Annotated in this window: 18 protein-coding genes; 13 read left to right on the forward strand and 5 right to left on the reverse strand. The window is 31.5% G+C overall.

What is annotated here, in order from left to right; genetic code table 11:
* The first annotated feature begins 22 nt into the window (after positions 1-22).
* The 9 genes from MOV50_RS12510 (at position 23) to mog (ending at position 10,547) form a co-directional block, all read left to right on the forward strand.
* On the forward strand, positions 23-592 hold the full coding sequence (locus MOV50_RS12510; protein ID WP_321778231.1) for a toxin-antitoxin system YwqK family antitoxin: 570 nt from the start codon (positions 23-25) through the stop codon (positions 590-592).
* A 38-nt stretch (positions 593-630) separates the two neighbouring features.
* Complete coding sequence (recQ, locus tag MOV50_RS12515) at positions 631-2,427, forward strand: DNA helicase RecQ (protein WP_321778232.1); 1,797 nt, start codon at positions 631-633, stop codon at positions 2,425-2,427.
* A gap of 7 nt (positions 2,428-2,434) precedes the next feature.
* Complete coding sequence (locus tag MOV50_RS12520; protein ID WP_321778233.1) at positions 2,435-3,841, forward strand: COG3400 family protein; 1,407 nt, start codon at positions 2,435-2,437, stop codon at positions 3,839-3,841.
* Between the two features lie 65 nt (positions 3,842-3,906).
* Positions 3,907-4,956, forward strand: coding sequence for a 3-dehydroquinate synthase (aroB, locus tag MOV50_RS12525; protein WP_321778234.1), 1,050 nt, complete (start codon positions 3,907-3,909; stop codon positions 4,954-4,956).
* A gap of 2 nt (positions 4,957-4,958) precedes the next feature.
* Positions 4,959-6,578, forward strand: coding sequence for a mechanosensitive ion channel family protein (locus MOV50_RS12530; protein WP_321778235.1), 1,620 nt, complete (start codon positions 4,959-4,961; stop codon positions 6,576-6,578).
* On the forward strand, positions 6,575-7,819 hold the full coding sequence (mtaB, locus tag MOV50_RS12535) for a tRNA (N(6)-L-threonylcarbamoyladenosine(37)-C(2))-methylthiotransferase MtaB (RefSeq protein ID WP_321778236.1): 1,245 nt from the start codon (positions 6,575-6,577) through the stop codon (positions 7,817-7,819). The genes MOV50_RS12530 and mtaB overlap by 4 nt, the downstream gene beginning before the upstream one ends.
* Entirely contained in the window at positions 7,806-9,449 is a 1,644-nt protein-coding gene (locus tag MOV50_RS12540) for an ATP-dependent metallopeptidase FtsH/Yme1/Tma family protein (RefSeq protein ID WP_321778237.1), read from the forward strand. Before mtaB ends, MOV50_RS12540 begins: the two co-directional genes overlap by 14 nt.
* On the forward strand, positions 9,436-9,957 hold the full coding sequence (gene bioV, locus MOV50_RS12545) for a pimelyl-ACP methyl ester esterase BioV (RefSeq protein WP_321778238.1): 522 nt from the start codon (positions 9,436-9,438) through the stop codon (positions 9,955-9,957). Before MOV50_RS12540 ends, bioV begins: the two co-directional genes overlap by 14 nt.
* Positions 9,958-10,013: 56 nt before the next feature.
* Entirely contained in the window at positions 10,014-10,547 is a 534-nt protein-coding gene (gene mog / locus MOV50_RS12550) for a molybdopterin adenylyltransferase (protein WP_321778239.1), read from the forward strand.
* Position 10,548: 1 nt separating this feature from the next.
* Here mog and MOV50_RS12555 read toward each other — a convergent pair whose 3' ends face one another.
* The 5 genes from MOV50_RS12555 to MOV50_RS12575 all read right to left on the reverse strand — a co-directional run bounded on the left by MOV50_RS12555 (position 10,549) and on the right by MOV50_RS12575 (position 16,456).
* Complete coding sequence (locus MOV50_RS12555; RefSeq protein WP_321778240.1) at positions 10,549-11,325, reverse strand: exodeoxyribonuclease III; 777 nt, start codon at positions 11,323-11,325, stop codon at positions 10,549-10,551.
* Positions 11,326-11,489: 164 nt separating this feature from the next.
* Positions 11,490-12,371, reverse strand: a complete 882-nt coding sequence (locus tag MOV50_RS12560; protein WP_321778241.1) for a CoB--CoM heterodisulfide reductase iron-sulfur subunit B family protein — start codon at positions 12,369-12,371, stop codon at positions 11,490-11,492.
* An 11-nt stretch (positions 12,372-12,382) separates the two neighbouring features.
* Complete coding sequence (locus MOV50_RS12565; protein WP_321778242.1) at positions 12,383-13,363, reverse strand: succinate dehydrogenase iron-sulfur subunit; 981 nt, start codon at positions 13,361-13,363, stop codon at positions 12,383-12,385.
* 9 nt (positions 13,364-13,372) lie between these two features.
* Positions 13,373-15,085: a succinate dehydrogenase flavoprotein subunit gene (gene sdhA, locus MOV50_RS12570; protein ID WP_321778243.1), complete on the reverse strand. Its 1,713-nt coding sequence runs from the start codon at positions 15,083-15,085 to the stop codon at positions 13,373-13,375.
* A gap of 165 nt (positions 15,086-15,250) precedes the next feature.
* Complete coding sequence (locus tag MOV50_RS12575) at positions 15,251-16,456, reverse strand: GGDEF domain-containing protein (protein ID WP_321778244.1); 1,206 nt, start codon at positions 16,454-16,456, stop codon at positions 15,251-15,253.
* A gap of 90 nt (positions 16,457-16,546) precedes the next feature.
* Here MOV50_RS12575 and MOV50_RS12580 point away from each other — a divergent pair, with 90 nt between their 5' ends.
* From MOV50_RS12580 to MOV50_RS12595, 4 genes are read left to right on the forward strand one after another with little or no spacing between them, the layout of a single operon-like run.
* Entirely contained in the window at positions 16,547-17,362 is an 816-nt protein-coding gene (locus tag MOV50_RS12580; protein WP_321778245.1) for a thiamine-phosphate kinase, read from the forward strand.
* A gap of 10 nt (positions 17,363-17,372) precedes the next feature.
* Entirely contained in the window at positions 17,373-18,446 is a 1,074-nt protein-coding gene (truD, locus tag MOV50_RS12585; RefSeq protein WP_321778246.1) for a tRNA pseudouridine(13) synthase TruD, read from the forward strand.
* 12 nt (positions 18,447-18,458) lie between these two features.
* Positions 18,459-19,280, forward strand: coding sequence for a phosphatidylserine decarboxylase (locus MOV50_RS12590; protein ID WP_321778247.1), 822 nt, complete (start codon positions 18,459-18,461; stop codon positions 19,278-19,280).
* Positions 19,273-20,061, forward strand: a complete 789-nt coding sequence (locus MOV50_RS12595) for a hypothetical protein (protein ID WP_321778248.1) — start codon at positions 19,273-19,275, stop codon at positions 20,059-20,061. Before MOV50_RS12590 ends, MOV50_RS12595 begins: the two co-directional genes overlap by 8 nt.
* Positions 20,062-20,065 lie beyond the last annotated feature (4 nt).

A 20,065-nucleotide genomic window follows, 5' to 3' on the forward strand; every position in this document is an offset into this window, starting at 1 on the left:
ATTTAAAAAAAAAGGAAAAAAAATGAATAAAAAAATAGGACTTGTTTTAGTGGCATTGTTAGCAATAACATCACTTAACGCAGAGGTTAAAAAGACTCTGTATAAAAATGGAAAAGTAAAGTTTGAGAAAACTTATAAAAATGGAAAGTTAAACGGTCATGCAAGAGTTTATTATAAAAGTGGGCGTATAAAAACAAAAACATATTTTGTAAATGGTAAAGTAGATGGAGTTACTTATGGTTATTATGAAAATGGTAGATTAAAAGCAAAAATTCCTATGAAAAAAGGTAAGATAAATGGAACTCAAAAAGAGTTTTACAATAACTCACAGTTAAAGTCAGTAAGTAATTACAAAATGGATAAGCTGATTGGAAATAAAAAAATCTACTATTCAAATGGAAGTATGAAGGCAAAACTTCAGTTTGATGATAATGGAAATTTTTATGGAACTCAAAAAGAGTATTATAAAAATGGAAATATGAAATATAGAGTTTCTATGGAAAATGGCAAAGCTAAAAAAGGTCGCATTTATGAGTTAGATGGTGAAAGTAGAAAAATGAATGAAGGTGATTTTGAAAAATTAGGATTTTAAAAATATGAGAATAAGCATAATGAATGTATTATTCCCACATGAGTAAATATAAAATACTAAAGAGTACATTTGGACATGATGAATTTAGAGCTTTTCAAGAAGAAGCGATAGATGCTATCTTGTCTAAGAAGGATTTGATAACCATTTTGCCAACAGGTGGTGGAAAATCTTTATGCTATCAGCTTCCATCTCTGATGATGGAAGGTGTTACCATCGTTATCTCTCCTCTAATCGCTCTTATGCAAGACCAAGTAAATGCTCTTGTAAATAGCTCTATAAAAGCTCAAATGATAAACTCTTCGCAAGACTATGCTGAGATACAAGAAACTATTAAAGACTTATTAGCAGGTGAGATTAAACTCTTGTATATCGCACCAGAGAGATTGAGTGCAAATGGTTTTGTTGAACTTCTAAAAAAAGTAAAGATAAACTTTTTTGTTATAGATGAAGCTCATTGTGTAAGTGAGTGGGGGCATGAATTTAGAGAAGATTATAGAAATCTTTGTTTATTAAAAAAGATTTTCCCTTCAACAAATATAGCCGCTTTTACAGCAACAGCAACTCATAAAGTTCAAGAAGATATAGTAAAAACTTTAAACCTACAAAATCCTCTACAGCTTCGTGGAAAAACTCTTAGAGATAATCTAAAAATATACTCAGAGCAAAGAGTTGGTAATGGACGAAATCAATTAGTAAACTTTATATCTAAGTTTAGTGCTCAATGTGGAATAGTTTACGCCTTTAGTAGAAAAGATGTGGAAAGTGTTTCAGGCTTTTTAAAAACAAAAGGTTATAGCGTTGGAGCGTATCATGCAGGATTACCAAGTAAACAAAGAGATAAAGTATATAAAGATTTTATCTATGAAAAGATTGATATAGTAGTAGCAACTATCGCTTTTGGAATGGGTATAGATAAGAGTAATATTCGCTTTGTAGTTCATATGAGTATGCCAAAAACCATGGAAAACTACTATCAAGAGATAGGACGGGCAGGTAGAGATGGTGTAAATGCACAAACACTTCTTTTATATACAAAATCTGATGATGTTAAGATGCGATCATTTATAGATGAAATAGAAAATAGCGAATATAAAGAGTTGCTCTATAATAAACTTCGCAAGATGTATAGTTATTCAAACTCTAGTGAATGTAGGCATAAACTAATTGCCAACTATTTTGATGATGATATAGATGCTTGTGAAGAAATCTGTGATAACTGTAAAAGAGGAGAGGTTAAAAAAGTAGATATAACACTTCTTGCACAAAAATTACTTTCTGGCATCTATAGATGCGAACAAAAATTTGGTTTAATTCATGTTGTAGATGTACTTAGAGGCTCAAAAGGGCAAAAGGTTTTTCAGTTTAACCATGATAAACTCTCTGTTTATGGTATCGGAAGTGATGTTAGTAAAAATGATTGGAACGCAGTTGCCGATAGACTTTTTGAGTTAGATGCTATGGAAATAGGCGAGTTTAGAGCTATAAAGCTTAGAAATTTCGGTATAAAAACTTTACAAAAAAAAGCAAAAATTGAGATAGATGCTCATAAGATGAATATAAAAACTAAGACCAAAAGACAAGAAAAATCAACTCCAGTTAATGATGATGTCTTTGAACTCTTTAGAGCATTAAGACTGGAAATTGCGACTAAAAATGAAATACCTGCATATATAGTATTTTCGGATAAAACACTTATAGATTTCTCTATAAAACTACCACAAAACAAAGAAGAAATGCTAGAAGTAAACGGTGTGGGAGAGGTTAAGTATGAAAGATATGGGGAAGATTTTTTAGCTCTTTGTAAAGAAATAAAAGTTAATCTAAAAATGATATAATTCGCCTATGAAAAAGATACTGATAATTAGTGATGGCACTGTTGGCGAGCATTTTATACGAAGAGTCCTTCAAACTCACACTAGTGAAAATATTTACTATATAGTTGAACTCAGAGCAAAAGAGTATGAAGATATAAATCCAGCACGATTTAAATTTTATAATTTTGACCCGACAAGTTTTTCAAAATTATCAAACCTTCTTAAAATGGAATTTGTCCAAGTAATGATTGCTATGGACAATCTAGTTGAGATTGAAAACACTATCAAAAACATTAAACTAGTAAAAGCACAGCTCCGTACAATAGTTTTAACGCAGCATGAACTACAAAGTGAAGATGCAAATGTAGTCATAGTAAATTCAAATGAAATTTTAGCATCTAGACTTCTTGACTATCTTCCAAATGTTCCAGTAATTGCTCAAAATGTTGGTTTAGGTGAGGGTGAAATCATGGAAGTTCTTGTTCCATTTGGAAGCTCTTTTGTTTATAAGCATATAGGTGTTATAGAGCAAAAAAACTGGCGAATAGTTGCTATATATAGAAATAGAAAACTTCTTATGCCTTCAAGAAGGAGAATGATTCAACCAAATGACCAACTTGTTTTGGTGGGTGAACCAGCAGTTTTAAAGTCAGTTTATCGTGCTATTAAAAGAGAGCTTGGAGAGTTTCCAGAACCATTTGGTTCTAATCTTTACTTGTATGTTGATATGACCTTGGTTAATCTTACAACAATAGAAGAGTTAATTACAAGAGCAGTTTTTGCACATAAAAAATTCAAACATGACCTAATCATAAAAGTAGTAAACCCGAGTAATATCCCAACACTTCAGTATATTAAAGATTTGAGAGATATCAATGTTATTGTTGATATAGAGTATGAGTCAAGGAATTTAGCAGAGGTTTTTTATAAAGATATAAAATCTTACCATATTGGACTTGTTATAGTTTCTAGCGATATGTTTGCAAATGATTATACAAGAAAACTTCTTTATGAATCTCATGTTCCTATTTTGAAACTATCAGATAAACCATTTTCTAGTATCAAAGAAGCGGCGATTATTTTAGGTGACAACAGAGATTTAGAAAAGATTTCTGCGACTATTTTTGATATTTCAGAACAACTTGGTTTTAACTTAGAAATATACAACTATATGAATGAACATCAAGAAGAAAAAGAAGAAGTGATAGAACACTACTATAACCTTGCAACGATTTTTTCTAAAAATATTAAAGTTATCAAAGAAACACAAAATCCTATTAGAGTGCTTAAGAAAAAAGAAAACTTTGTGCATATTTTACCTTTTACGCAAAAGTTAACTAAAAATAGAATCTTTTCTCTCTTTTCTACCGATAGCGAAAAACTCTATTATAAACTAGATAATTACCATCAAATTTTTATACCTGTTCAATTATAAAGCCTTGTTTTAGCCTTTTTTAAGTATTATCTATTCATATAATTAATTAAAATTTTGGATAAATAATGCTAGTAAACATACCTCTTAAAAAAACTATTGATAACTCATATGACATAACTATTGATGCACTTCCTAAACTATATTTTGACACAAAAGTAGCTATTGTTACAAATGATACTGTGTCTGCTTTACATTTGAAATATCTTTTAAAAAATATATCTGCAAAAGAACTTCACATCATTACGCTTAAAGATGGAGAACAGTATAAAAATCAACAAAGTATAGATGCCATACTTAATTCTATGTTTGAAAAAAAGTTTAACAGAAAGTCAATGCTCATTGCTTTTGGCGGTGGAGTTATCGGTGATATGACAGGTTTTGCTGCTAGTATTTATCAAAGAGGTATAAACTTTATTCAGATACCTACAACACTTCTTTCTCAAGTAGATGCTAGTGTAGGTGGTAAAACAGGTATGAATAACTCTTATGGTAAAAATCTTGTTGGTACTTTTCATCAGCCTAAAGCTGTTTATATAGACCCTTACTTTTTAACTACTTTGCCATCAAGAGAATTTAGTGCAGGTTTTGCTGAGATAGTTAAAATGGCTATAACTTTTAATAAAGAATTTTTTAAATATTTGCAAACTGCCAATTTAAAAGATAAAAAAATCTTAGAAGAGGTTATAAAAAAAGCAGTTCAAACAAAGGCTAATGTAGTTGCTCAAGATGAAAAAGAGCATGGCATACGAGCTGCTTTAAACTATGGACACACTTTTGGTCATGTTATTGAGAATGAAACAAAATATATAGAATTTTTACATGGAGAGGCAGTAGCCATAGGTATGGTTATGGCAAATGAAATATCTGTAAAGATGGGCTTGATGAGTAAAGAAGAAGCTTCAAGTATAAAAGAGTTATTGCAAAAATACAAGCTACCGATAACCTATAATGTAGAAAACTCTGATAATTTTTATGAAACATTTTTTCTTGATAAAAAAAGCTCAGATGCTAAGATAACTTTTATCATTCCTGTTGGCATCGGTGGCGTTAAAATTACTGATGCAGTAGATAAAGATTTAGTTATCTCAGTTTTAAATGAATTTGGAGAGGTATGATGATGAAAATATTATCAATTTTATTACTTATTTCTTCAGTATTATTTGCAAATGAGATTACAGCCGAAGAATTAAAAGCTAATGCCGAGCTAAAAGAAAGACAAAGAGTCACAAAAGTTATAGAATATGTAAGAACTTTACAAAATCTTGAAAATGAAATATCTAAAGAGAAAGTTTGGACGAAAAGTTACGCTTCTTATATGACCTCTCTTGATGTTAGAAATTCTCTTCAAAAGATAAAAAAACGCATAAAATACCTTAAAAATAAAGCTAAAAAAAATCTAAGTCAGCAGGATGAACTAAATGCGTTGATTTCAAAAGAGAGAATTTTAGCTTCTCAAATAGAAAAACTAAAAAAGAAAAATACAGCACCCTTTTCAAAGATAATCACTCCTCCAAGTATTGAAGATAGACCAAGCATATCAAACCCTTTTGATATTTTTGCAGGAATTTCACTTAAAAAAACACTTACCTCAGGTTACAATGATTATATAAAAAGAAAAAATGAACTAACTGATTTGATAGCTATTTTAGAAAAAGAAAAAATGATTTATAACGAATTAACTTCAATAGATATTGATAATAAATATGATATAGATTCAAGCAAAAAAACTAAACAACTAGAACGCTTTAAAACTGCACTTGATACGATGAGTGTTACAGCAGAAGTTTATCAAAAAAGACTAGAAATTTTAGAGATAAATATCAACAAAGATATAGAAGTTCAAGTTATCAAACTTGGTAAGATAGGGGTTGTTGTCCTTATTGTATTTTTTGTATTTTTTATTTTAAGACTTTTTGTTAAAAAATATATAACAGACAATGAACGCTTTTATATGGCAAACAAGTTTATTACTTTTATAAATGTAACTATTATTATTTTGATTTTATTTTTTAACTATATAGAAAATGTCAGTTATTTAGTAACTATTTTGGGGTTTGCATCTGCTGGTATTGCTATTGCTATGAAAGATTGGTTTATGAGTATTTTGGGTTGGCTTGTTATCGTAATAGGTGGAAGTATTCATGTTGGGGATAGAATTAGAGTTGATATGGATGGTATGAAGTATGTTGGTGATGTGATGGATATTTCATTACTTCGTATGACAATTTTAGAAGATATTACGCTAACGGCAATTATGAAAAACAGGAGAGCAGGAAGAATAATCTTTGTGCCAAATAACTTTGTATTTACTCGTATGATAGCTAACTATACGCACTCTTCACTAAAAACTGTTTGGGATGGTGTTCATCTAACTATCACTTTTGATTCAAATCATAAAAAAGCGATGCATTTAGCTAAAGAAATAGTTAAAAAGTATTCTAAAGGTTATACTGATATTACAAGAAAACAATTAAATAAACTTAGAAATCAATATAGTCTTAAAAACACAAATGTAGAGCCTAGAATTTTTTCTTTTATAGAGCCAAACGGTATATCTATTGATTCTTGGTATTTAACAAATGCTTATGCTACTTTGACCTTAAGAAGTGTTATCTCAGTTGAGATTGTAGATGCTTTTAACGCAGCTGATGATATAACTATCGCATACCCTACGCAAAAACTACATATTCAAAGTGAGCCAAAACAAGCTCCTTTTAATACTAACGAGATTCTATGAAGAAAGTCTACTTTAAGACCTTTGGATGCAGAACAAATCTCTATGATTCGCAAGTGATGATGGGTGCTTTAAAGGAGTATAAAATCACACAAAATGAAGAAGAAGCTGATGCCATAGTTATAAACTCTTGTACGGTTACAAATGGGGCAGACACGCATGTTCGCTCATATATTTCTCATATAGAAAAAACTGTAAGTGCCAAAATCTTTTTAACAGGTTGTGGGGCACATACTAAGGGAGAGAGTCTTTTAGCATCTGGTAGAGTTCATGGTGTTTTTGGTCAAAGTGAAAAGCTTAAAATAGATTCTTTACTTTCACAAGAAAAACCTTTTTATGATGCTGGAGATTTAAACCATATAGATGAAGCGGTAGTTGATGATTTTGTAGGTAAAAGTAGAGCTTTTATAAAGATACAAGAAGGCTGTGACTTTAGATGTTCTTACTGTATCATCCCGTTTGTTCGAGGGAATGCTAGAAGTATGGATGAGAGCAAAATCTTAGAACAAATCACAAGACTTGCTTTGAACGGTTTTGGAGAGTTTATCTTAACTGGAACAAATGTTGGTAGTTATGGACAAAAAACAGATAGTTCTATGGCTAAATTGATGAAAAAAATATCTAAAATTAGAGGTGTAAGACGCGTAAGACTGGGAAGTGTTGAGCCTATTCAGATAGATGATGAGTTTAAAGAGCTTCTTGATGAACCATGGCTTGAAAAGCATCTGCATATTGCACTTCAGCATACTTCTCCTAAAATGCTAAAGATAATGAATAGAAGAAATGTTTACAAACAAGATAAAGAGCTTTTTGAACTTTTAGCATCTAAAGGTTTTGCGATTGGTACCGATTTTATAACAGGACATCCAGGAGAGAGTCAGGAGATTTGGAGTGAAGCGATTCAAAATGTTAAAAAATTACCTTTAACGCATCTACACGCTTTTTCTTACTCTAAAAGAGATTCAACTTCCTCAGCACAAATGAAACTTGATGTAAATGGCAAACTTGCAAAAGAACGATTGCATGAGCTAGAGGCTATTGTAAAGAGTAAAAATTTAGATTTTAGAAAAGCTTTTGATGGGGAACTAGAGATTTTAGTTGAGAGTCAAAAAGACTCTCTTTTTGTAGGTTATGACCAGCATTTCAATAAAATAGTTATTGATTCAAATGAAGACTTATTGGGTAACTGGATAAATATAAAAGATTACGAAAGACGAGGAGAGTTTAACTATGCCAAATTCTAAAACAAACAGAATTTTACTTTATGTTTCAGCTTTTTTTATTATAGCTTTGATATTGTTTGCGATTCTTCGAGATAATGCATCTGAGATTACTTTAAAAGATGCTAGGTCAATCTTAGAAAATCATACAGTAACTAATGTTACAGTGACAAAAGATTTTGTCTTTTTAAAAACTGATAATAATTTTTATAAAATTGCATCTTCTCAAGTTACTCCAAAGATGTTTATAGATTACAAGGTTAAAGTAGATACAGGAGCAAATATTTTAGTATATTTTCTTTTTGGAGTGTTGATTTTAGGAAGTGGAACATTGCTTGTTAGATGGTGGCAAAAAAGAGAGCCACTTGTAGAAGGTGGTGGTGTTAGACAAAGTGCTAAAGTAGATATAGGTGAAAGTTCTCCCGTAGAAGCTACAAAAAGTGATGTTAAGTTTAGTGATATTGGTGGGATTAGCGATGTTAAGATGGAGCTTGAAGAGATTATAGACTTTATGCGAAATCCTAAAAAATATAAAAGTTTTGGTGCAAGAATGCCTCGTGGTGTTCTTTTAGTTGGTCCTCCAGGTGTTGGTAAAACTATGATAGCTAAAGCTGTTGCACATGAAGCGGGAGTTCCGTTTTACTATCAAAGTGGTGCTTCTTTTGTTCAGATTTATGTAGGAATGGGTGCAAAAAGAGTTCATGAACTTTTTACCGCTGCAAAAAACAACTCTCCTTCTATAATTTTTATAGATGAGATAGATGCTGTTGGAAAACAAAGAGATGGCACAAGAAATGATGAGAGAGAAGCAACGCTAAATCAACTTCTAACAGAGATGGACGGTTTTGAGAGTAAGAGCGGTGTAATAGTTTTAGCAGCTACAAATAAGATAGATGTTTTAGACTCAGCACTTCTTCGTGCTGGTAGGTTTGATAGAAGAGTATTTGTTGAACTTCCTACAAAAAGAGAAAGAGCATCTATACTACAAAAGTATCTTAAAAAAGTTCCACATGAGTTAGAAGTAGATGCAGTAGCAAATATGACGGTTGGTTTTAATGGAGCTTCTTTAGCTGCTTTAGTAAATGAAGCTGCACTTTTAGCAATGCGACAAAATGATTTTCAAGTTAACATAGAACATTTTCATCAAGTAAAAGATAGAGTGATGTTTGGTAAAAAGAAGTTACAAATGTTGAGTGAAAAACAAAAAGCATTTCGTGTAACTTACCAAGCTGCAAAAGTTATATGCGCTACCTACTTTGACTTACCTTTTGAGAAGTTAATGCTTTCAAATGAAAAGTTAACTCCAAGCATCGATGAACCACTTATTCAATATGAGTTAGAATCAAGAATTAAAATGCTTTTATCTGGAATGGTTGCTTGTTCTTTGAAGTATTCACAACACGCAAGTAGTGCTAAAATAGATTTAGATGAAGCTAAAGAGTTAGTAAAAAAGATGCTACAAGAGTATGGAATGGGAGACAATTTAATATCTAAAGAAGATGAAGAGTTGACTTTGATGAACAGATTATATGATGAAACTAAAATTTTTATTGAGTCTATGAGTAAGGCTATGAGTGGGGTTGAGTTGATTTTAAATGAAAGAGAAAGCATCTCCAAAATAGATGTAAAAAAAGAGATAGATGCTGTTCTTTAGCGGTTTTTCTCTACTAAATGAAGAGTATCTTTTAGAAGATTTTTTAAATACTTCATCATATAGCATCTGTGGTTTTTCTTATGGAGCGATAAAAGCATTTAAAGAGGCGAAAAAAAAGTTGGCATCTGGACAAAGAGTTGATACTTTACAACTTTTATCTCCAGCTTTTTTTCAGTCAAAAGATGAAAAATTTAAAAGACTTCAAAAGAGAGCATACTCTAAAAATAAGATAATATATTTAAAGAAGTTTTTAAACTCTTGTTTTGAGCCTTATGAAAAAAAAATAGTGCAAAATAGAGTTAGTAGTATAGAAGAACTTGATGAATTACTTTTTTATACATGGAATCTTGATGAGTTAAAAGAACTTGAAGAGCAGGGTGTTAAAATAGAGGTTTATTTAGGTGGTAAAGATAGTATAGTAGATGCTCTTAGTGTAAAAGATTTTTTTTTAGAAATAGCAACAGTTACATATATTAAAGATGCAAACCATTTTTTACAGATAAGTTAGAATATATTATAATAAACAAAGTTTTTTGAGAAACTAAATTTAAAGGAAATAATAAAATGAGTAAAATTAAAATAGGTGTCATAACTGCTAGTGATAGAGCTAGTAAGGGAATATATGAAGATATTTCAGGTGTGGCAATTCAAGATACTATGAAGGATTACCTAAAGAGTGAATTTGAGATATTGTATAGATGTATCCCTGATGACCAGTATGTAATAGAGCATACAATTAAAAAATTATGTGATGATGAAGGTTGTTGCTTGGTTGTAACAACTGGTGGAACAGGACCAGCCTTAAGAGATGTTACTCCTGAGGCAACAGAGAATGTGTGTGAGAAAATGATGCCTGGTTTTGGTGAGCTTATGCGTCAAGTAAGTTTACAGTATGTTCCAACAGCTATTCTTTCAAGACAGACAGCAGGAATAAGAGGAAAATCTTTAATCATCAACCTCCCTGGAAAACCAAAGTCTATTCGTGAATGTTTAGATGCTGTATTTCCTGCGGTACCATACTGTATAGACTTGATTGAAGGTCCATTTTTAGAGGTGAATGAAGATGTTATAAAAGTTTTTAGACCAAAGGCTAAGTAAGTTAAATACTTAGTCTTATCCCAACAGGACAGTGATCAGAGCCTTCTATGTAGTCTAGTATAAAGGCATCTTCTAAGTTTTCTGCTAAATCTTCACTTATAAAAAAGTAGTCTATTCTCCAACCAACATTTTTGAGCCTAGCGCCAGAACGATAAGACCACCAGCTATATCTATCAATCTCATCACCGTTTACATATCTAAAAGTATCTATGTAGCCATGTTCTAAGAGTTTATCTATCCATGCTCTCTCTATTTCTAAAAAGCCTGATGTTTTAGAGTTTGCTTTTGGATTTTTAAGGTCAATCTCTTTGTGTGCTGTGTTTACATCTCCACAAATTATGATAGATTTTCCTTCATCTTTTAGTTTTTCACAGTAAGTTAAAAAATCATCATAAAACTTCATTTTATATGCAAGTCTTATTTCATCTTTTTGACCATTTGGAAAATAAACATTAAAAAGAACTATATCTTCATAATGAGTTTCAACTATTCTACCTTCTGCTAGAGTATCTATATTTTTGCAAGTAGAGTTGTAGTCACTTTTCAAAGTACTCCAAGTCATAGTGCCACTATAACCTTTTTTTGTCGCGAAATTGACTAAAATATCTTGATAGTTTTTTTCAAAAAGCTCTTGTGGTATCTGTTCTTCTAAAGCCTTTATCTCTTGGAGGCATAAAATATCAGGTTGTCTTTCATCTATCCATTTTAGAGCTTCTTTGTTGCCAACAGCACGAATACCATTAACATTCCATGAGATTATTTCTATTGAGTTTGACATTATAATTCACTTTTAAAGAGATTTTGAGGCAATATAAAAAGCACCAAGGTGCGTGAGTTATCCGCTGAGGAGAACTAAGCGTTAGCGTAGTCAAAGGAATTTCTAGCACTAAATGCTGACACCACCGTTGCTAAAGCAAAAGTGTGGTGCCTTCCTTTGGCGTACTAAATAAATGTGACTTCGCTTACATGATGCTCAAGACCAAGTTCACTTGTTTCACAACCAAGTGCAAGTCCTATCATCTGTTGCATATGAAGCACAGGAAGGTTTAGTTCACGACCTACTGCATCCCCTGAGTGTTTCATTTGAGTATCAAGCTTTAGATGACATAGTGGACAAGGAGTTACCATCCAGTCAGCATTACCATCTGTTGCACCAGCTATAGCTGTTCCTGCTAAGATAGAAGCAGTTTTAGGTGCTTGAAGCTCAACATGAAAACCACAACATTTATTTTTTTGCTCATAATCTACGGTATGACCACCACAGGCAATGATTAAATCATCAAGTGAAGTAGGGTTGTAAGGGTTTTCAGCAGTTTTATGTGTTTTGTTTTGAAGTTCAGATGGACGAATGTTATGACAACCATAAAATGGTGCAATATTAAATTGACTAAGAGGTCTAACTACCATTTCTTTTATTTTATCAAGACCAATATCGTCTATAATAGCATAAAGAAAATGAATTATATTAGAAGTACCTTTGTATTCTAAGCCAACTTCATTTAGCTTTTCGTTTACTCTTGCTTTTAAATTTTCATCATTATCTAGACGATGTTTAGTCATTGCAGTGTTTAATTGACAGGTATTACAGATGGTAACCATTGTAAGTTCATGTTTTTCAGCGTAAGCAATATTTCTAGCATTTAAAACTAGAGATAAAAAATCATCATAATCTTGTAGATGTGAAGCACCACAGCATGAAGCTTCTGTAAGTTCAACAAGTTCTATATCTAATTTTTTAGCAACTGCTAAAGTTGACATCATTTGCTCTGGAGTACTTTGTTTAGCAGTACATCCTGTAAAAAGTGCATATTTTAGTTTTTTCATATTTTTCACCCTTAGAACTTTGATGTCGATGATGATTTTATAAGTTTTTGAATTTCATCAAGATTATCAGATTTTGGTACAGCCCAAGGCATAACTATTTTACCTTTTTTGTACATCTTCATAGCTACAGGAACATGTTTAATAACACTAGGACCTTCAGAGTAAAGAACTAACTCTCCTTCATCTAAAACACCTCGTTTTTTGATAGAGTGCATGAAACCAACAGCATGACGAGTAGCTACATTTGAAGTTGCAACACCTTCACGAAATAGCATATGGTGAAGTTTAGTTATTTTATCGATTGGATTAACATCTTTTGGACAAACTTCAGCACACTCATAACATTTTACGCAATCCCAAAGACCTTGCTTCTCTTTATGTAGTTCTACAAGTCTTTTAACATGAGTATCATCACGCACATCTGCCTCAAAACGATAAGCTTTAGCAAAAGCAGCTGGACCAAAAAACTCTTCGTTCACTTCAACAACTGGACAGGCATAGTGACATGCTCCACATTGAATACAAAGGTCAGCTTCATTTAACTCTTCCGCTTCTTGGGGAGTAACTAGATGTTCATGCTCTGGATGCTCATCAACATCAGAGATAAGGTAAGGGTGGACAGAATCATGTTTCTCCCAAAAGTCACCCTTGTCTATAATCATATCTTTTATAGCTCTTTTAATGCTTAGTGGTTCGATGGTAAGTTCATTACCAAAAAACTCTATCATTTTGTTCATGCTTTCTTTGCATGCAAGAGTAGCACGACCATTTACTTTTATGGCACAAGCTCCACAAATTCCATGACGACAGCTACGACGGTAAGAAAAACTACCATCATGATCCCATTTAATTCTGTTTAGTATATCTAGTACAACTTCCTCTGAAGTTACTTCCATAGTATAATTTTCATAGTATGGAAGATAATCTTCATCCGCATTAAAACGAAATACTTTGAAGTTTACTTGTTGTGTAGTTATTTTATTGATACTCATAAGTTCTCCTTAGTATGTTCTTTCTTGTAGTTCATGTTTTCCAAGTTTAACATCCATATATTCAAGTTTGATTTCACCATCTTTATCCATATAAGCCATTGTGTGTTTTAAGAAGTTTTCATCATCACGACTTTCAAAATCTTCTCTATAGTGAGCACCACGACTTTCTTTTCTTGCAAGCGCACTCTCAACTATAAAAGCACTATAATCAATCATGTGACCTAGTTCTATCGCTTCTTGAAGTTCTGTATTGAAAACACTTGATTTATCTTTAATGCGAATGTCTTTAAATCTTTGACGAATCTCTTTAATTGTAGTCACTGCAGTATCAAGAAGTTCTTTAGTTCTAAATGCACCAGCATTATCTGTCATACATTGTTGAAGCTCTTTTCTAAGGTTTGGTACTTTTTCTTTACCGTTATTGGTAAGTACAAAATCAATCTCATTTAAAGCTACTTGCGCATCTGCCTCGGTTGCAGGACGAAGCTCGATAGTTTCTATCTCTTTAACCATTGTTTTACCAACAAAGCGACCAAAAAGTAAAGCTTCTAAAACTGAGTTTGCGCCAAGACGGTTTGCTCCATGAACTGAAACACAAGCACACTCACCAGCAGCATAAAAACCTTCAATAAATTCATCATTATTTAAGCGAACATTACCATCGATATTTACAGGAATACCACCCATAGAGTAGTGAGCAGTAGGAGAAATTAAGATAGGTTCTTTTATCATGTCAAGACCTAAAAAAGTGATAGCTAAATCACGAAGTTCAGGTAATTTTTCCATAATTAAATCTTTGCCCAGATGCGTTACATCTATATAAACAGCATCTTTTCTTGGACCAACTCCGCGACCTTCTCTGATTTCATTTAAAATAGCACGACTTACAACATCTCTAGATGCTAATTCCATTGCATTAGGAGCATATTTATCCATAAACCTTTCGCCAAGAGAGTTTAGAAGATAACCACCTTCTCCTCTTGCTGCTTCAGAGATTAAAACACCATTCCCAGAAAGTCCTGATGGGTGAAACTGTACAAATTCCATATCTTCTAAAGGAAGACCATGACGAGCAACGATAGAAAGTCCATCTCCAGTATTTGCATGTGCATTTGAGTTTATTTTATATGAACGAGCATATCCACCAGTAGCAAACATTACAGATTTTGCATTAAAAATAACAACTTGCATATCTCTAATATTAAAAGCGACTATACCGCTTACTTTTCCATCTTTATAGATAATATCAGCAGCGTACCATTCATCCCAAAACTTTACACCAGTTCGATGAGCTTGTTCATATATAGTTTGCAGTAGAGTTAAACCTGTTCTGTCTTTTGCAAAACAAGCACGAGGAGAACTTTGTCCACCAAAAGGTCTTTGAGCGATTTTCCCATCAGGTGTACGGCTAAATGCTGCACCCATTCTCTCTATCCATCTGATAGTTTGAGGTGCTTTTTGACACATAAACTCAACAGCATCTTGATCTGCTAAATAGTCAGAACCTTTGACTGTATCGAACTCATGTAGTTCAACACTGTCTTCATCACTAAAGGCTGCATTAACACCACCTTGAGCCGCACCTGAATGACTTCTAAGTGGGTGCAGTTTCGTAATAACAGCAACTTTTTTTCCTGCTTTTTGTAATTGTCTAGCTGCAGCACAACCCGCTAAACCAGCACCAACAATTATTGCATCGTAAGTATAAATAGGAATACTCATTAGCTTTCCTTAAATTAAAATTGTAAAAATAATGATGATTATATCCTTAGATGCCTTTGTATATGATAAACATTAGATTTGAAATAAGGAAGTTTTATATTGTTACTAAAAGAAACAATCAATGTGTAGTGTACCCAAAAAAAGTAACTTATTGTAACGCTTTGGCTATAGCTCGAGCTCTGCTAAATCTCGTATTTGTGCGATTGAATTGTTACCATTTCTTTTTGCATGAATTAAAACTTCTTTAGCTTGTTTTAGTGCTTCATCAAGGTGCTGATTATTTGGTTTAATGATGAAACCACCTGAAACAGTGATAGTTATAGGACTTCCACCGGGTGCTTTAAATTTTATCTCAGATATACTTTGTCTAATTATTTCTATATCTTTAAAAGATTGTTCTTTTGAAGTTCTAGATAAAATAACTGTAAATTGATTATAGTCAGTTCTAGCAATAACATCCGTTGCTTGTTCGTGAAGTGACATAGTAAAAGCAACTTTTTTAAGTATAGCTTGAGTAAACTCTTGAGAAAAAGCTCTTTTTTGTTTTGAAAAATTATCTATTTCTATGATAGTCACAGAAGTAAAGTTACTGTCTTTCATCCCTTTTTTACTACTATATGAACTTAACATTCCTTTATGATTGTTTATCTGAGTTACTGGGTCAAGCATCGCAGGATTATCTGTTACAACTGGTTTTCGGTTCATTCTAAGCTGTATAGCATCTGCTTCTTGTGAAAATACTATATATTCTTTTTTACTTTTATCAATAGCATATAGATGCAAGATATCTTGATAGATAGAACTTAGTCTACCTCTATACCAGACCATAGTGAAAAACACAAGTATAAATGTAAAAATAGCTAAATATTGAAGTACAAAGAATTTTCTTTCATCATATATAAGATTTTTAAATATAATTGCATCTAAGTGCTTATTTACAGTATATAGAGCATTTTGTAAATCTTTACCTTTCTCTTCTTTATTTTCTAAGTTTTTAATATAGTATTTGTGCGCTATATCATTAAATGTTGTAGTAAGTCTAGATAGAGTATCTAGGTCAGATGTATATTCATCTGTATTTCTTAAGATAAATTTACCACTATAATCATATTTACTTAAACTGCGAAGCTTATCTATTTCAAAATGAAGTTGAGTGCCTTTGCCGTTAAACTGAATAAGCGCTAGTTCTATATCCGCTTTTTCTAAGTTTGCTAAAGAGTGAAGTATAATTTTTTGATTTTTCAGATTATTTATTTTAGAAAAAGAGCTATTTTGTTCTACTATTAAAAGTGTTAGTAGCGTAACACATAAGCTAATCAAAATTAAAGATACTGATAAGTTTGCAAATATTTTTTTAATAGAATGTTTCATATATTTCTTCCTAAAATGATATAATTATAGGTATTTTATATTTATAGCCTTTAATCCTTACTTAAGGCACATCTAAAGAAGTTGATTTAAATGAAAGAAAGTTATTTTATATCTCAGTTTAATAATAAACACATAGGCGATGACGGTGCTTTGATAGATGGAAAAGTCTACTCAAAAGATGCTTTTTTTCAAGATGTACATTTTAAAATAGAGTGGATGAACCATTATCAAATTGCTACAAAAGCTATGATGATTAATATCTCAGATGCTATTGCGATGAATGCTAAACCAAAATATGCACTCTTAAGTGTAGCAATGCCAAACAATATCACAAAAGCACAGATGCGAGAGTTAGCATCTGGATTTAAAGATGTGGCATCTAAGTTTGGTATCGAGATTATCGGTGGTGACACTATTAGTAATACTAAACTAGACATTACGATTACGATAATTTCACATACAAAAAAACCTCTTTTAAGATCAGGTATGAAAAATGGATATTTACTTGCCTACACAGGTAACCTAGGGAAAAGTAAAAAAGATTTACAATTACTTTTTAACTTAGGTAAGTTACATAAAAAATCTAAATTTGTAAACATACAACTAAGAGATAAATTTATTCATGCTTCACAAAGATTTTTAAGTAGTGGTATGGATATATCAGATGGTTTGTTTAGTGATTTGGGTAAACTATCACAAGTAAATAACCTTGGCTATAAGTTTTATAAAAAGCTATCAAATAATCTTGCTTGTAGTGGGGAAGAATATGAAATGTTGGTAGCTTTTGATAAAAGAAATAAAAAAGCTTTAATAAGAAGAGCAGAACAAACAAGAACACCACTTAATATTTTTGCAAAAGCCTCAAGAGGTAGATATAGTGCAAAATGTAAACAACATCATTTTTAAAGGTAAATAATTGGACAGATTTTATTCGTTAGAGCATTCTAGTATAGACTTTCATTTTAAGCAAAGTCCTCGTGATTTTGTCGTAGAAGAGATACCTCTTTATGAGTTTTCAGGAGAAGGGGAACACTTAATTCTTTTTGTAAGAAAGAAAAATCTTACAACTCCTGAGCTTATTGGGATATTTGCAAGGTTTTTAGGTATTAAAAATAGAGATATTGGTTATGCAGGTTTAAAAGATAAACATGCAATGACTAAACAATACATCTCAATTCATAAGCAACATGAAGAAAAATTAGAAGCCTTTGAGCATGAAGGTATAAAAATAGTTTCTAAAACTTACCATAATAACAAGATAAGAATAGGGCATCTAAAAGGAAATAGGTTTTTTATAAAGGTTAAAAAAGTCAATCCAACAAGTGCTGTTAAAATGGATGAAGCCTTAAAAAATATAGCTAAATTTGGGATGCCAAACTATTTTGGTTATCAGCGATTTGGTAATGATGGAGATAATCATATCATAGGCGAAAAGATTGCTAAAGGACAGGCAAAAGAAAGAAATCCTAGAGTAAGAAAACTGCTTATAAATTCATATCAAAGTCATCTTTTTAACCTTTGGCTCAGTCGAAGATTGGAGATAAATAGACTTGTAAGTAGTTTTGAGGTTTCAGAACTTGAGTCTGTTTTAAATATGCCAAATGATGAAGTGAGAAAACTAAAACAACAAAAGCATCCATTTAAGCTTGTAAGTGGCGATATTATGGAGCATTATCCTCATGGAAGACTTTTTGATTTTCTTGGTAATGAAGAAGATTTAGAAAGGTTTGATAAAAGAGGTATCTCGATTACAGGGCTTTTATGCGGTAAAAAAGTCAAAATATCATCAGGAATATCAAGAACAATAGAAAAAGATTTTGATGATGAGATAAACGCAGATGGAGCGAGAAGATATGCTTGGGTTTTCCCAGAGGATATAGAAGGAAGACATAAGCCCATAGAAGCTCACTACGAGATGAATTTTACGCTTCCAAAAGGTTCATACGCAACAGTTTTAATAGAAGAGATTGCTAAAAGAAAAATAAACTAACAAAGGTAAAAAATGAACAAAAGACATATAACATCTTTAATTTCACAACAATTTGGTAAATTTGCGAGTAAAGAATTTTCTCCAAAAATTCAAGGTATTGTTAATAATACTTATGTTGGTTTAATGGGTTTAGATATGAGTGATTTTTATGACCGCTCAACATATAAATCTTTAAATGCACTCTTTACAAGAAAACTAAGAGAAGATAGAGAATTTTCTAAAAGAAAGGTTGATTTTATTTCTCCATGTGATTCTTATATATCAGAATGTGGTGATTTAAATGACGAAGACGCACTTCAAATAAAAGGTATGAGATATGATTGTCATACTTTACTTGGAGATAATTTTAGTGATGAAGAAAAAAGCATAGTTGACAATGGAAAATTTATAAATTTTTATCTTTCTCCAAAAGATTATCATCGTTATCATATACCAACTGATTTACAAGTTTTAAAAGCAGTCCATATCCCTGGTAAGTTCTATCCTGTAAATATTTCATCTCTTAAAATGCGAGTTAATCTTTTTATAGAAAATGAGAGAGTAGTTTTACTTTGTGAAGCTACAAATTGTAAGAGATTTTATATGATTTTAGTAGCTGCGCTTAATGTAGGTGTTATGCAGGTTTCTTTTGAACCAAATATAAAAACAAATACAAGTTCTCTGCAGCCAACGCTTTATAAGTATGAAGACTTACATCTAAAAAAAGGTGATGATTTTGGATGTTTTGAGATGGGTTCAACTATTGTTGTTTTAGCGCAAGAAGGTATGCTAGAACTAGAAGAAATAGCTTATACAGATGTTAAATATGGACAAACAATAGCCAAAAATGTATAGATGCCAAGAAGAAAAAGAAGAGTATATAGAGAAAATATTTAGCGATAAAACTCTTTTTGAGTGGGAAGTTTTACATGTTTCTTCTCATTATGATAGAGTTGAAATAATGCAAATAATCTCAAATATACTTGTAAGAGAAAAGTTAAAATATGAGCTAAACTTTTTACATATAAAAGAGTATAGAGATTTTAAATTTTCTCAAATTGTAAATATAATTTTTCATGAAATAGCAAATGAATGGCTAACTTTTGCTACAAATATATTATACTGCTCCAAAAAAGAAGCAATAGAAGCTTTGCAAGATAAAACTAGAGTAATCTTTATCCATTCTCTATCAGTAACTTACTATAAAAAATATAAAAGACAAATATTTGAAGAAGTGGCAAACACTTTTATAGAGTTAGTCTCAAGTGCAAAAAACGATAAAGCCACCAGCGTACTTATAGAAAAAGTTCTAAAAAGTGATATGATAAAAAATAAACAAATTTTATCGATGCATGATTTCTCTCAACTTTACAAAAGAGTAAAAATAGCCCAAGGTGTAAAAAATAAAGAAGTAGAACGAGCAGATGCTAGACTAATGGAATTAAAAAGAAAATATGAAAGCCAAAAAAATAAAAATGAAAAGAATGAAGATGAAATAAAAAGACTTTTCAAACTTTTTAAAAAAGCTAAGATAGAGTTTGAAAAACTACAAAATAAAAGTTTAAATAATTTTGATGCGGGTGTGAGCAGACTTAAAGATACAATGGTTCATACTATGATGCGTATGAACCATTAGTTAG

Source organism: Sulfurimonas sp., assembly GCF_029027585.1.
GTDB lineage: Bacteria > Campylobacterota > Campylobacteria > Campylobacterales > Sulfurimonadaceae > Sulfurimonas.

Coding starts and splice junctions, on each gene's coding strand:
- MOV50_RS12575 (WP_321778244.1), bottom strand. CDS start 16,456: ATGAAACATTCTATTAAAAAAATATTTGCAAACTTATCAGTATCTTTA.
- bioV (WP_321778238.1), top strand. CDS start 9,436: ATGCTGTTCTTTAGCGGTTTTTCTCTACTAAATGAAGAGTATCTTTTA.
- MOV50_RS12590 (WP_321778247.1), top strand. CDS start 18,459: ATGAACAAAAGACATATAACATCTTTAATTTCACAACAATTTGGTAAA.
- recQ (WP_321778232.1), top strand. CDS start 631: ATGAGTAAATATAAAATACTAAAGAGTACATTTGGACATGATGAATTT.
- MOV50_RS12565 (WP_321778242.1), bottom strand. CDS start 13,363: ATGAGTATCAATAAAATAACTACACAACAAGTAAACTTCAAAGTATTT.
- MOV50_RS12595 (WP_321778248.1), top strand. CDS start 19,273: ATGTATAGATGCCAAGAAGAAAAAGAAGAGTATATAGAGAAAATATTT.
- MOV50_RS12580 (WP_321778245.1), top strand. CDS start 16,547: ATGAAAGAAAGTTATTTTATATCTCAGTTTAATAATAAACACATAGGC.
- sdhA (WP_321778243.1), bottom strand. CDS start 15,085: ATGAGTATTCCTATTTATACTTACGATGCAATAATTGTTGGTGCTGGT.
- aroB (WP_321778234.1), top strand. CDS start 3,907: ATGCTAGTAAACATACCTCTTAAAAAAACTATTGATAACTCATATGAC.
- mog (WP_321778239.1), top strand. CDS start 10,014: ATGAGTAAAATTAAAATAGGTGTCATAACTGCTAGTGATAGAGCTAGT.
- mtaB (WP_321778236.1), top strand. CDS start 6,575: ATGAAGAAAGTCTACTTTAAGACCTTTGGATGCAGAACAAATCTCTAT.
- MOV50_RS12520 (WP_321778233.1), top strand. CDS start 2,435: ATGAAAAAGATACTGATAATTAGTGATGGCACTGTTGGCGAGCATTTT.
- MOV50_RS12510 (WP_321778231.1), top strand. CDS start 23: ATGAATAAAAAAATAGGACTTGTTTTAGTGGCATTGTTAGCAATAACA.
- MOV50_RS12555 (WP_321778240.1), bottom strand. CDS start 11,325: ATGTCAAACTCAATAGAAATAATCTCATGGAATGTTAATGGTATTCGT.
- MOV50_RS12560 (WP_321778241.1), bottom strand. CDS start 12,371: ATGAAAAAACTAAAATATGCACTTTTTACAGGATGTACTGCTAAACAA.
- MOV50_RS12540 (WP_321778237.1), top strand. CDS start 7,806: ATGCCAAATTCTAAAACAAACAGAATTTTACTTTATGTTTCAGCTTTT.
- MOV50_RS12530 (WP_321778235.1), top strand. CDS start 4,959: ATGAAAATATTATCAATTTTATTACTTATTTCTTCAGTATTATTTGCA.